An 11,812-nucleotide genomic window follows, 5' to 3' on the forward strand; every position below is an offset into this window, starting at 1 on the left:
TTAATTTAAGTACAACAGGGTTAACGTTGCTTCTTAGCTACCACTTTGATTTGAAAGGAAATAGAATCAGACATGGTTTGATTGGCTAAAAGCTCATAAAATTTAGCCGACTTATAACGCACGTTCCACAGCGTTCTATCGATAGTGAATTTAGCATTTGCTGTTATAGCGCTGTCTGCTATTTCGACCTGGGCGGGGATGCTTACCGGGTGGCTGATACCTTTTATAGTAAGATCTCCATTAATTGTTTTAAGCCCGATCTTGGCCGGTGTAACACTGGTAATGTAAATTTTAGCGAAGGGAAATTTTTTGACTTCAAAAAAGTCAGGGTCTTTTAAATGGTTTACGAGTTTGCTGTTGGCCCCATGGTATTTGTCTTCAATGGTATTCATATCTATTTCAAGCACACCACCCGTCAACCTGCCGCTTTCTACTTTTAGTTCTCCTTTTGAAAGATAAATGTAGCCGGTTTGTGTATTCAATCCGTTTAAGCTAGCTCCCTTCCATTGTAATACGCTTAGCTTTGCATCTGCCATGTAATACTTGTGGTCTCCGGTGTGTAGCTTAAGCGAGCTTGTTGGCGCTTTAGTATCTTCTACCTTTTTTACAGGGTCCTTGCACCCGGGAATTAAAAAAGAAAAAATAAGCGACAGTAAAATGATTGCGGGTCGAATTTGAGAAGTGTAAGTACTTGTTTTCATCATTATTTGATTTGATGCGTCAAAATTACCCTGCTGTATTTTGCCCGCCGTAATGGCGATTGTAAATAAAAATGTAAACTTTGTAAATAAAATATTGACAGTATGCTAATTACCTTAAAAGCCCGTCTTCAACAACTTCGCTACCATTTTGCCATTACGCTGTTATTAATTGCCTGCACTATTTGCGTAGCTTTTAGCATAAATGGGCCGGACGGTTTTAGCACATCCGGGAGAGAAGTTTTGCTGCGTAGCATAGGGCACCAGTTGCTTTTGCAAGCTGGCGATAGTACGTCAAGGGTTTTACCCATAAAACACATTGCGGAAGATGAATACCGAATAATATTTGAAAAGGCCTTTACCTTCCGTCCGGAAAAGCTTGTGAACACTGCACGGCAATTATTGGCGAAAGACCCGCAGACAGACAACTATATTGTAAATGTTTTAGATGCCGCCAATAAGGATGTTGTTTACGGTTATGCCATATCGAGGAACCAAAAGGACGATGTTGTGCCGTGTAAAGGGCGATTACAGCCCAAAGGCCATTACCAAATAAGCGTAAAGTTTAAGCCTGAAAACAATCTTGCCAAAAATCAATACCTGTTAGGCGGCCTCCCTTTTTTAGCTTTAGTTGGGTTTGTGCTATTACGAAGCGATAAACAGGGGGAGCCTCAAACCCGTAAGCACCAAGAAGGGAAATTTGCTTTCGGCTCGGTTGTATTTAATCCGCAGGAAAAGTTGCTGACTATTGATAATCAAACGATAGAACTCACCGGTACCGAAACAAGGTTACTGCGTATTTTTGCCTCGTTGCCAAATCAAACAATTGAAAGGAGCCGCCTGCAAAAAGAGATTTGGGAAGACGAGGGTGTAATTGTTGGGCGCAGCCTGGATATGTTTATATCAAAATTAAGGAGAAAACTCGAGGCCGACCCTTATACCAACATTGTGGTTGTGCGCGGAAAGGGCTACAAGCTTGAAGTTTTAGCGTGATGGACTTATATACTAGCAGCCGATCTTCTCTCGCTTAGCATGAGTGCTTTTTTAATGCGTGGTCTGTTGTAGCGCTGCAGAAAAATTGGATAAAGGTTGAACACCAGGTTTAATATTAACAGCGATAAAGACTTAACGAAGCCAAACTTTACAGCAACAAAAACATTAAAGCCCAGCACGATGATAAAGATAATCAGGTGATCGAGCTCAGATTTTTTGGTTTGATAGTATAGGTTTTTCAGCGCCTCGCTTTGAGTTTTTATAGGATAGGTATATTTGAAAACTTTTTCCCAACCTATCAATACCAAAAACTTTTTAAAGATATTAATGCCAAGGTATTCATATATTTTGCCTTTTTGTTCCCAAGCTTTTTCTTCAAAATAGGAAGAAGTTAGCTGGCTTTTGAGTGCTCCCGTGGTTAATATCATGGAGGACATAAGCAGGAAATTTAAAATCCAGGCGAACGAAAAGCTGTCCATTTTTATAAATCGGACAACGCCATAAATAGCGGCCAGCGTAAATAAAATGGTAAGGCTTAGGGTAAGTGTTTTTTTCATTGCAGCTAATGGGCTTTGCAAAACCGGCGCTTTGCTGCCCTGGGTTTAAGTATTGCAAGTATATAGTTACTAAGCCATTTTTAAAAATTGGATTTTAAATAGCTACAGGTATGTAGATTACTTATCCGGACTTTTATACCGCAATAAATTTAACCTTTTGTAATACATGCTGTAAAAACAACAGATCCCTGTATCAGTGGATGCAGAAATCTGTTGTTTATTACCACTTACAATAAACCGCCTGCAACGGTAATACGCTCGCCGGTCACCCAGCCCGCATCGTCTGATGCCAGGAAAACGACCACCTTTGCAATGTCTTCCGGCTGGCCTGTGCGGCCAAGCGGCGTGTTTGCATTCATTTGTTTTTCGAGGTCGCCACCAATAATGCCTGCACTGCGTGTCCCTTCTGTTTCGGTAACGCCCGGGGCAATGTTGTTTACCCTGATGTTTCTCCCGCCTAATTCTTTTGCCAGTAGCTTAGTCATGTTGTCTACAGCAGCTTTCGCTGCGCAATATACAACAAGGCCAGGGATGGGATTCTGGCTTACTGTTGAGCTAATATTAATGATGCTTCCGCCGTTGTTACCAAACATTTCTACAGCGCTTTGAGTGCAAAGTAAATTGCCCAACACATGTGTGTTATACTGCCTGTGGAAGCTTTGTTCGGTAACTTTTTCGAGCGGTTCAAATGTAAATACACCGGCATTGTTAACCAGTATGTCTAATTTACCGAAGGCTTTTTTCGTTTCCTCAAACAGATGCTTGACATCTGCCTGCTGGCTGATGTCGGCTTTTACAGCTATTGCTTCCCCGCCGTTACCTTCAATCTCGTTAACAACCTTGTTTGCATCATCCAAACTCGTAGCATAGTTAACAACAACTTTTGCACCTGCTTTAGCCAACTCTTTTGCAATGCCTGCGCCAATACCTTTTGATGCGCCTGTAACTACGGCCACTCTATCTTTCAGTTTTAATTCCATTGTTATTTAATTTATGCTGCAATAGTAGCGGCATTATGTACTTTTGGCAAGTATGTACTTTTAAGTACCTTATATACCAAAAGGTATGTATTGCTGATTTATAACATTTTATAAATTAATTAAAATGAAAAGTAAACCTATTATGACCGAAGCCACACAAATGTGTGCAGTTGATTACGCTTTTAAACGCATTGGTGGTAAGTATAAAGCTAGGATACTTTGGTACTTAAACATGAAAAACGTGCTGCGGTACGGCGAATTGAGCCGTACGCTGCCAGATATTACAATTAAGATGCTTACGCAAACATTACGCGAACTGGAAGATGATAAACTGATTATCCGAAAAATGTATTATGAAGTGCCGCCCAAAGTGGAATATAGATTGAGCGAGACAGGCCTTGAATTGATACCCTTCATCAGGCATTTACATAATTGGGGTAAGGAGCAGATCGCAAAGGAAAATTCGATAAAGCCAAATGAGCAGGCATTATTAGTGTGCCAGGCCGAATGTGGAACGGATTAATATATACAGCTATATATCCTTAAAAATTTAAATACTTTAAAAAACACTTGTCTCAAATCATCGTTAACATTGCAAAAAACAGGGTTTTTTACCCTTCCAAATGACAATACTGTGTTGTAAAGCCCTTTACCTCAAAACAAGTAATGCTTATCTTTGTTGCGAGTAGCTGATGAAGAGATTAAGAAAAAATTGGTTAAAAAGCATTTTAGGCACGGCATTACTTCTTGTGATGGCCCTGAAAGTGTGCGCCGGTTTTATTAGTCAATTCAGTTGCAAAAATGATTCTTACTCAATCGAAAAGAGTGCTGAAGAGGGTAAAGATATTAAAGAAGAATCTTTTGACAAGGTTAGTCAAAAACTGCTTACCTGTAGTTTTCATGATATCACTTTCGATCATTTTTCGTGGATTAGCCACTTGCCCGTAGGTACCGCTTATTATAAGCTGAGGATATCAGCACATCCCCCCAAGACGGTACCTACACCGCCTCCCGATTTTACAGCATAACTTCAAACTGCTTTTATGCAAGCATTACAGCCTGGCTGTTTTGTGCTGTGTTTGATTGTGCTATTACCATGACGGCCCAATTCAAAATAAATACACCTGCAGTTTGCCCCCATGTTATGATGTATTTAAACCGGTTGCCCTGCTTCCGGAAATTTTGAAAAAAGAACATTTAATATCCCATGAAAAAAAATCATGCTGCCGGTGCCCTTACCCCCTGGCAACGACTTTGGCGAATACTCCATTACGAACGCGCCACAATTAATTATATTTACATATATGCTATACTTATAGGCCTTATTGGTTTAACCCTCCCGCTGGGTACTACAGCGGTGTTCAACCTGTTGTCGAACGGTGCCATGTATAGCTCTACTTATATCCTCATAGCCGTTATATTAATAGGCATTATTATAGGTGGCGTGCTGCTTATCAGCCAACTCACGTTAGTTGAGTTTATTGAGCAAAGAATTTTTGCCAAGGCTGCTGTTGAGTTTGCTTATCGGTTGCCGCGTATTAAAAAAGAAGAACTTGAGGGTGAAAAACCTGCCGAGCTGGTTAATCGCTTTTTTGATACCCTTACCATACAAAAAGGCCTTACAAAGCTTTTAGTTGATATTGTAGCCGCCGTTGTGCTTATATTTTTCAGTGCTATACTTTTATCATTTTACCACCCAATTTTTATGGGCTTCGGGCTGTTTGTATTGTTGGTTATTATTTTTGTAATGGCATTATATTACAAAGAAGGTGTGCGTACAAGCATCGATGAATCGGGCTATAAGTATGAAGTGGTAGCCTATCTTGAGGATGTAGCCAACGATTTGGATAGTTACCGCCAGGACATAGGCAAGTGTAACGAGGTGCTTAGCCGCACCGATAAAATTACGGCCAACTACCTGCAGGCGCGTAACAGCCACTTCAGGATACTAAAAAGGTTTTTTGCAAGTGCAGTTGCCCTGCGTACCGCATTGATGGGTGCTTTGCTGCTATTGGGTTCGTACTTTGTTGTTGAACGCCAGATGACGTTTGGACAATTTGTGGCAGCCGAGGTAATTGTTGTACAGATCAGCTATGCTATTGAGAAGCTGATGACTAATTTGAACACTGTTTTTGACATGGTAACCGGTGCAGAGAAACTTGCCGTTGTAACCGATCTTGAATTAGAGGAAGGAGATACAGACCATGGCAAATAAACACAATGCCGAAGCACCGTTCGAAAACTGGGAGCAGTTTTCAACCTTATCGAACGAGCGCTTAATTGAAGCTAAAGGTCAAAAAATGCTTGGCCGCATTGCGCTGGTCTTTTTGGGCCTTTTTATACTTATTTTGTTTTTACCATGGCGGCAAACCATACCCGGCCGTGGTACGGTAACGGCTTTGCGCCCCGAAGACAGGCCTCAAACGGTACAAAACCAAATTGGCGGGCGTATTGAGCGCTGGTCTGTTCGTGAAGGGCAGGAAGTAAAAAAAGGTGATACCATACTGGTTATATCTGAAACCAGCCAATCTTATTTTGACCCCGAACTGCCGCAGCGTTTAAAAGAACAACTGGACGCTAAACGAGGTAGTGAGGCAGCTGCCGTGCAAAAGATCGAGGCTACTAATGCGCAAATGTTAGCTATGACAAATGGCTTGCGCCTGCAATTGAGAGCCGCAGAAAATAAGGTAAAGCAATCGCGAAATTACGTACAAATAGATAGTGCCGATTTGGTAGCGATTGAGAAGTTTTACGAAACATCAAAATCAAGGCTTGCCCGTTACGAGGCCGGTTACCGTAATGGCTTATTCTCATTAACAGATATTGAAACACGCAGGTTAAAATTGCAGGAAGATAGAGCAAAGGTTGTTAGCCAGGAAAACAAGCTCAACAACTCTAAGCAAAACCTGCTCAATGCTATTATCGATCTGGATAACATTCGCGCCAAGTACCAGGAGGCGCTGGCAAAAGCACAATCAGATCTGGGGTCGGCTGTATCCAGCAGGGCAAGTGTGCGGGGTGAAATTGCCAAGTTGCGTAACGACATATCAAACATTAATGTAAGGCGCGGCTTATATGTGGTAAGAGCGCCTCAGGATGGTTTTGTTGTTAAAACGCTGAAAGCAGGTATTGGCGAAAATATTAAAGAAGGCGAGTCTGTGGCAACGCTTCAGCCGAAATCGCCTTTGGTAGCCGTGGAGCTTTACGTAAGTGCTATGGATGTTCCGCTGATTTTAGATACCAGCGATGTGCGCCTGCAGTTTGAAGGTTGGCCATCTGTACAGTTCTCGGGCTGGCCGTCGGTTGCAGTGGGTACTTTTGGTGGTAAAATTTCTGCTATTGACAGGGTGAGCAGCTCTGGTGGCAAGTATCGTCTCCTGGTGAAAGAACACCGCCAGTTTGCAGAAAAGGATGAGCCATGGCCAAAGCAACTCCGTCAGGGTTCGGGCGTTTACGGACGCATTATACTGCGTTCAGTGCCAATCTGGTATGAAATATGGCGCCAGTTAAACGGTTTCCCGCCAAGCCTGGATAAGGAGCCTACAACAGAGTCTAAAACGAACAAAGGTTAAGGGAGGGCCATCACATGAAAATAAATTTCAGAAGATCACCTGCCCTTATCATGTTTTTCCTGGCTATGCTTTTTACTTCAGTGAACAGTATTGCACAAACTGCATCTAAGGCCCCCGATACTACCAAAGTATTTTCGCTTAACGATTTGCAGGAGTTGGTTTTTAGATACCACCCCATAGTTAAGCAAGCAGCTTTGTTAAGTGAGGCGGCGCGTGCCGATGTTTTACAATCCCTGGGTTATTTTGACCCTGCACTGAAAGCTGGTTTTGGCCGGAAGGTTTTTGGCGAAACGGAATATTATAACAATTGGACCAGCGAACTTAAAGTGCCCTTGTGGCTGGCCGGAGCCGATCTTAAGATAGGATACGACCGTAGTGTGGGTACATACACCAACCCTGAAACCCGAACACCGCTGCCCGGGCTTACCGCAGTGGGCCTTAGCATACCTTTGGGGCAGGGCCTTATCATCGACGCCAGGCGTAACACATTGCGCCAATCAAAAATTATGGTGCAGTATGCCGAAGCCGAACGAATAAAACAAATAAACAGCACCTGGTATGTGATAGCTAAAGATTACTGGAACTGGTATTACGCATACAAGCAGTTTCAGTTAGTTAACGAAGGTGTTGATTTGGCGCAACGCCGTTTTGATGCGGTAAGCAAACAAACCCAAATTGGCGATAAGCCGCCTATAGATTCAGTAGAGGCTTATATTACAGTGCAGGAGCGGATCATTCAAAAAGAAAAATCGGCTGTCGAACTTCAAAATGCCAGGCTTGTGTTATCAAACCATTTATGGAGCGAGCAGGGCAACCCTTTGGAGCTACCTGCAAATGCAGCACCGCAGCCAATTCCTGAAAGTATCACGAAGCCAAACCGGCTGGTGCTCGACTCATTGGTAAATCAAGCCAATAGCCAACACCCCGAGCTGGTTAAGCTGCGCACAAAAGGCAGCCAGTTAGCAGTCGAGAGGAGTTACCGGCAGGAAATGCTTAAGCCAAAGCTTAACGTTACTGGGAGCCTGATATCAACACGTACCAGCTTTAGCGGCTACGTACCCGATTATTACGACTTTAACCGTGGTAATTACAAGTTTGGAGTTGAGTTTGCCTTCCCGTTGTTTTTACGCGCCGAGCGTGGTAAGCTAAAGCAGGTAAAAATCAAACAAATGGAGCTTGATTACGACCTACAGCAATCGGGCAGGGAAATAAAGAATAATATCTTAACTTCTTATAACGACTTATCGGCTTATGAAGCGCAGTTACGGGTACAAATGCAGAGCATTAATAACCAGCAAACCCTTGTAAAGGGTGAGGCCCAGAAATTTGAGCTTGGCGAAAGTACGTTGTTTCTGATCAATAGCCGCGAAACCAAGCTGATTGATATGAGGATAAAGCGCGAAAGCATGGTGGCAGGTTATCAGAAAACCCTGGCCGAGCTTTATTACAAAGCCGGTACAAGGCAGGATTTGTAAATTTTCTATCGTTAATAATTATCAAAGCCCCGAACGTAAATTCGGGGCTTTGGTTTTACAGCGTGACGTTACAATAACGTGTATAGTGAATTGTTTACCCCAAGTTCTCTACAAAAAACTCAATGGTGCGTTTCCATGCCAGTTCAGCTGCTGTTTTATCGTAGCGGGGTGTAGTATCATTATGGAAGCCATGGTTGGCACCTTCGTAAATAAATGCCTGGTACTTTTTATTATTAGCTTTTAAGGCTGCTTCGTAAGCCGGCCAGCCTTCGGTGATGCGGGTATCCAATGATGCGTAATGAAGCATCAGGGGAGCGGTTATTTTAGGCACATCGGCAGCTGCAGGTTGTGCGCCATAGAAAGGTACTGCTGCTGCAAGCGTTGGCACGCGTACAGCCATCATATTTGCAATACCACCGCCATAACAAAAGCCCACTACACCAACTTTGCCGTTACAATCTTTATGATTTTTTAGATACTCATAAGCGGCAATAAAATCCTCTTCCATTTGGCCCTTATCACGCTTTGCCTGCATGGCGCGGCCCTCTTCGTCATTACCGGGATAGCCTCCTAAAGGACTAAGTGCATCCGGCGCTAATGACACGAAGCCGGCAAGTGCCGCACGCCTGCCTACATCTTCAATATACGGGTTAAGACCGCGATTTTCATGCACCACTATAATACCGCCCAGTTTCTTTTTAGCGTCCTTCGGTTTTGAAAGCAAACCCTTTATGGTTCCTCCACCCTTTGGCGAAGGATAGTTGATATATTCTGATTTCAAACGAGGATCATCAGCCTGCACCTGGATGTTGTTATAATCGGGCATTAAAAAGCTCATCAGCGCAGGTACGGTTAAACCGCCCACAGCATATAACGATAGCTTTTCCATAAAGGCTCGCCTGTTAAGGCGGCTATGGGCGTAGTCGTCATACAGGTCAAATACTTCCTGATTAATGTCTTGTTTATTAATTTGGCTCATAGGTATGTTGGTTGTGCTCAAATTTAATAATTGGTCATTAGCAATTTGTTAAGTAGCTGTAACAGTGTCGTTACGGCAACAACCCAAACAAAAAAGGCCTTGAATTTTCGTTCAAGGCCTTTTTTTATTTTAAATAATTAATTCTGTCTTAGTTTGGCAGCCATGCTCAGCGTTGTGTGTGGTACAGCCATCAGCCTTTCTTTAGCTATCAGGTTACCGGTTTCGCGGCAAATACCATAAGTTTTATTACCTATGCGCATAAGTGCAAGCTCCAACTGGTCAATAAACTTACGTTGACGTGCAGCTAACTGGTTTACAGATTCGCGCTCAAGCGTTGCAGCTCCGTCTTCAAGTGTCTGGTGCGCTACACCTGTATCATCGGTCCCATTGGTGTTTGATACATTTAATGCAGATGCAAGCGTAAACAATTCTTCCTTAGCTACAGCGATCTTTTTAAGGATTAGGTCTTTAAATTCTTCCAGTTCCTGCTCAGAGTACCTGGTTTTCTTAAGTTCTTCGTTCATTATCTCAAATATAACAATTATATACCTGTTTATCAATGTGTAAACCTTATAGTTATACACATACGGGCTTGTTTTACACAATTTGCCTTGGGCTTTACAGCTTACACCTACAACTAAAAAAACCGAATTTTGTTTGCTTGAATGCGGAATTTGTATGCTTTAAACACTGTTAAACGCTACATTTGCTTATATACTAAACCATTACAATGAAATATTATTTTGCTTTTATAGCGCTTGTGTTACTGGCAGCATGTAACACAAAAACATCACCATCATTACAACTCACTGTTAACGCGCCTGGCATTACCAATGGCCTGGTCATCATTAAACAATACAATGAGGTGGTTGAAACGCAGCCTATAAAAAACGGGCAAATGAGTTTAAACAAAAGCTTGCCTGCACCTGCATATTACACCATAACCGTAATTGATAACAATAAGCCTGCTGACCAAAAGGCAACTTATGACGTTTACCTTGAACAGGCAGCTTATAAGGTTGATTTAAATACCCCAAGACTTACTACCTACCCCGAAATAAAAACATCTTCATCGACACAAAACCAATTATCGGGGTATTACAAAATGCTGGGCAATGCCACTGCTGTGCTTGATAAAAGTATCGACTCAGCTAAGGCTGTATTGGCTACTCCAAAGGTGGCGACTATGCCTAAAAAAGAAAGGGCAATGCTATACACGCAAACCCAAAAGCTGCAAGAAGAACGCAGGAAGAAAGAACTTGAAACACTTAAAGCATACGTAACCAAAAACCCGCAGAACGAAATAGGCGCGCACATTATGGTGCAGCAGGCCTATTTTGAAAGCCCGGCCGCTTACAATGCAGTATTTGCGAAGCTTCCGCAGAACATAAGAGAAAGTGACGATGGTATTAAAATAAGCAACAAGCTAAACGCCATGCTGCACACGCTTGGTAGTTCACCGGCCCCTGCTTTGGTAGGCAATACTCCTGATGGTAAAGCATTTAACCGCAGCATGCTGAAAAATAAAGTTACGCTGATTGAGTTTTGGAAATCAAGCCACCAGGTAAGTGCTATTAACCATGCCAAAATGGTGAACGGTTTGATACTTACAGATGCAGATAAACCTAAATTTGGTATCCTGAGCGTCTCACTCGATACTGATGCCGATGAATGGAAGAAGACCATTGATCAGGATCATTTAAGCTGGCTGCAGATCTCGGATCTTAAAGGAGATGCATCGCCAAATGTTACCAAATGGAATATAACCAAATTGCCTGCATACTTTTTGGTTGATTATAAATGGCGCATTATTAAAGCCGATGCCGATTTAATAGATGTTGATGGTGATGTGCACGAATACCTGCAAAAGCATCGCTAAGCTATTGCAATAACCCTGTCTTTAAGTACGCCAAATACATGATCAGTTTTGCGGCTTACTATGGCTACCCGCCCTGTAAATCTTCCGAATGATGGCAGTATAGCCTGATTTTGTGCAAACGCAAAGCAGGGCAGCGTAATGCTTTGCCTGCCCCGCCCCACCATGTGCACACCAGGGTGTATATGGCCGCATAAAACGTAGCCTTCGGCATGTGCCTGGGTGGTATCTGCAAGCGGGTGGTGCAGCATTACAAAAGGGCCCATCACCAGCTTTTTATAAAGTATTACACCTAACGTGGTGTAATGCTCATCAGCAATAATGTCATGGTTGCCTTTTATCAGAATAATTTCAAGCTGCGGAAACTGGCTGCGCCAAAGCACAAACCAATCCCAGTCATTATTCATATCGCTATGGAAAAGGTCGCCCAGAAAAATAAGCTTCTCCGGCTTATGCTCATAAACCAGGTCAGACAGCATGGCCAGATCATCTTGCTCCATGTTACGCGGAATGGCTATGCCCGCCTTCCGGAAATGCCCAACCTTGCCAAAATGTACGTCGGTTAAAATTAAAGCATTTTGCTGATGCCAGTAAATGGCCTTTTGTGGTAATAGTAAAAGATCCTGATCTAAGAAATTAAAAGGGGTGCCCGCACTCATCGTCATACAATTACAAAGGTAAC

General features: G+C 42.7%; 13 protein-coding genes. 7 read left to right on the plus strand and 6 right to left on the minus strand.

Features of this window, described 5'->3' with window-relative positions; all coding sequences use genetic code 11:
- Window positions 1-20: 20 nt before the first annotated feature.
- Window positions 21-701, minus strand: coding sequence for a YceI family protein (locus FPZ43_RS08945; RefSeq protein ID WP_186461792.1), 681 nt, complete (start codon window positions 699-701; stop codon window positions 21-23).
- 102 nt (window positions 702-803) lie between these two features.
- Here FPZ43_RS08945 and FPZ43_RS08950 point away from each other — a divergent pair, with 102 nt between their 5' ends.
- Window positions 804-1,691, plus strand: a complete 888-nt coding sequence (locus FPZ43_RS08950) for a winged helix-turn-helix domain-containing protein (RefSeq protein ID WP_146381521.1) — start codon at window positions 804-806, stop codon at window positions 1,689-1,691.
- A gap of 5 nt (window positions 1,692-1,696) precedes the next feature.
- Here the strand turns inward: FPZ43_RS08950 and FPZ43_RS08955 are convergent, their stop codons facing one another.
- The gene (locus FPZ43_RS08955) at window positions 1,697-2,248 is read right to left on the minus strand and encodes a glycosyl-4,4'-diaponeurosporenoate acyltransferase CrtO family protein (protein ID WP_146381522.1); all 552 of its coding nucleotides are present in this window, start codon (window positions 2,246-2,248) and stop codon (window positions 1,697-1,699) included.
- A gap of 227 nt (window positions 2,249-2,475) precedes the next feature.
- Window positions 2,476-3,228: an SDR family NAD(P)-dependent oxidoreductase gene (locus tag FPZ43_RS08960; RefSeq protein WP_146381523.1), complete on the minus strand. Its 753-nt coding sequence runs from the start codon at window positions 3,226-3,228 to the stop codon at window positions 2,476-2,478.
- A gap of 124 nt (window positions 3,229-3,352) precedes the next feature.
- On the opposite strand from FPZ43_RS08960, the gene FPZ43_RS08965 reads away from it, so the two are divergent.
- From FPZ43_RS08965 to FPZ43_RS08985, 5 genes are all read left to right on the plus strand, one after another.
- The gene (locus FPZ43_RS08965) at window positions 3,353-3,751 is read left to right on the plus strand and encodes a winged helix-turn-helix transcriptional regulator (protein ID WP_146381524.1); all 399 of its coding nucleotides are present in this window, start codon (window positions 3,353-3,355) and stop codon (window positions 3,749-3,751) included.
- A gap of 169 nt (window positions 3,752-3,920) precedes the next feature.
- Window positions 3,921-4,256: a hypothetical protein gene (locus FPZ43_RS08970; RefSeq protein ID WP_146381525.1), complete on the plus strand. Its 336-nt coding sequence runs from the start codon at window positions 3,921-3,923 to the stop codon at window positions 4,254-4,256.
- 179 nt (window positions 4,257-4,435) lie between these two features.
- Complete coding sequence (locus FPZ43_RS08975; RefSeq protein ID WP_146381526.1) at window positions 4,436-5,443, plus strand: ABC transporter transmembrane domain-containing protein; 1,008 nt, start codon at window positions 4,436-4,438, stop codon at window positions 5,441-5,443.
- Entirely contained in the window at window positions 5,433-6,800 is a 1,368-nt protein-coding gene (locus FPZ43_RS08980) for an HlyD family secretion protein (protein WP_146381527.1), read from the plus strand. The genes FPZ43_RS08975 and FPZ43_RS08980 overlap by 11 nt, the downstream gene beginning before the upstream one ends.
- Before the next feature lie 14 nt (window positions 6,801-6,814).
- Window positions 6,815-8,275 carry a TolC family protein gene (locus FPZ43_RS08985; protein WP_146381528.1) on the plus strand — a complete coding sequence of 487 codons (1,461 nt, stop codon included), beginning with the start codon at window positions 6,815-6,817 and terminating at the stop codon, window positions 8,273-8,275.
- 94 nt (window positions 8,276-8,369) lie between these two features.
- Here FPZ43_RS08985 and FPZ43_RS08990 read toward each other — a convergent pair whose 3' ends face one another.
- Together FPZ43_RS08990 and FPZ43_RS08995 are read right to left on the minus strand one after the other, a co-directional pair.
- On the minus strand, window positions 8,370-9,254 hold the full coding sequence (locus FPZ43_RS08990) for a dienelactone hydrolase family protein (protein ID WP_146381529.1): 885 nt from the start codon (window positions 9,252-9,254) through the stop codon (window positions 8,370-8,372).
- Between the two features lie 137 nt (window positions 9,255-9,391).
- Entirely contained in the window at window positions 9,392-9,778 is a 387-nt protein-coding gene (locus FPZ43_RS08995) for a TraR/DksA family transcriptional regulator (protein WP_146381530.1), read from the minus strand.
- Between the two features lie 206 nt (window positions 9,779-9,984).
- On the opposite strand from FPZ43_RS08995, the gene FPZ43_RS09000 reads away from it, so the two are divergent.
- Complete coding sequence (locus FPZ43_RS09000) at window positions 9,985-11,133, plus strand: peroxiredoxin family protein (protein ID WP_146381531.1); 1,149 nt, start codon at window positions 9,985-9,987, stop codon at window positions 11,131-11,133.
- Here the strand turns inward: FPZ43_RS09000 and pdeM are convergent.
- Window positions 11,130-11,789, minus strand: a complete 660-nt coding sequence (gene pdeM, locus FPZ43_RS09005) for a ligase-associated DNA damage response endonuclease PdeM (protein WP_146381655.1) — start codon at window positions 11,787-11,789, stop codon at window positions 11,130-11,132. The two genes, FPZ43_RS09000 and pdeM, sit on opposite strands and share 4 nt — an antisense overlap.
- Between the last annotated feature and the right edge of the window lie 23 nt (window positions 11,790-11,812).

The sequence above is a fragment of the Mucilaginibacter pallidiroseus genome, assembly GCF_007846085.1.
Taxonomy (GTDB): domain Bacteria; phylum Bacteroidota; class Bacteroidia; order Sphingobacteriales; family Sphingobacteriaceae; genus Mucilaginibacter; species Mucilaginibacter pallidiroseus.

Excerpts from the sequence above, each read along its gene's own strand:
- FPZ43_RS08945 (WP_186461792.1), bottom strand. The coding sequence starts at position 701 with ATGAAAACAAGTACTTACACTTCTCAAATTCGACCCGCAATCATTTTA.
- FPZ43_RS08950 (WP_146381521.1), top strand. The coding sequence starts at position 804 with ATGCTAATTACCTTAAAAGCCCGTCTTCAACAACTTCGCTACCATTTT.
- FPZ43_RS08955 (WP_146381522.1), bottom strand. The coding sequence starts at position 2,248 with ATGAAAAAAACACTTACCCTAAGCCTTACCATTTTATTTACGCTGGCC.
- FPZ43_RS08960 (WP_146381523.1), bottom strand. The coding sequence starts at position 3,228 with ATGGAATTAAAACTGAAAGATAGAGTGGCCGTAGTTACAGGCGCATCA.
- FPZ43_RS08965 (WP_146381524.1), top strand. The coding sequence starts at position 3,353 with ATGAAAAGTAAACCTATTATGACCGAAGCCACACAAATGTGTGCAGTT.
- FPZ43_RS08970 (WP_146381525.1), top strand. The coding sequence starts at position 3,921 with ATGAAGAGATTAAGAAAAAATTGGTTAAAAAGCATTTTAGGCACGGCA.
- FPZ43_RS08975 (WP_146381526.1), top strand. The coding sequence starts at position 4,436 with ATGAAAAAAAATCATGCTGCCGGTGCCCTTACCCCCTGGCAACGACTT.
- FPZ43_RS08980 (WP_146381527.1), top strand. The coding sequence starts at position 5,433 with ATGGCAAATAAACACAATGCCGAAGCACCGTTCGAAAACTGGGAGCAG.
- FPZ43_RS08985 (WP_146381528.1), top strand. The coding sequence starts at position 6,815 with ATGAAAATAAATTTCAGAAGATCACCTGCCCTTATCATGTTTTTCCTG.
- FPZ43_RS08990 (WP_146381529.1), bottom strand. The coding sequence starts at position 9,254 with ATGAGCCAAATTAATAAACAAGACATTAATCAGGAAGTATTTGACCTG.
- FPZ43_RS08995 (WP_146381530.1), bottom strand. The coding sequence starts at position 9,778 with ATGAACGAAGAACTTAAGAAAACCAGGTACTCTGAGCAGGAACTGGAA.
- FPZ43_RS09000 (WP_146381531.1), top strand. The coding sequence starts at position 9,985 with ATGAAATATTATTTTGCTTTTATAGCGCTTGTGTTACTGGCAGCATGT.
- pdeM (WP_146381655.1), bottom strand. The coding sequence starts at position 11,789 with ATGAGTGCGGGCACCCCTTTTAATTTCTTAGATCAGGATCTTTTACTA.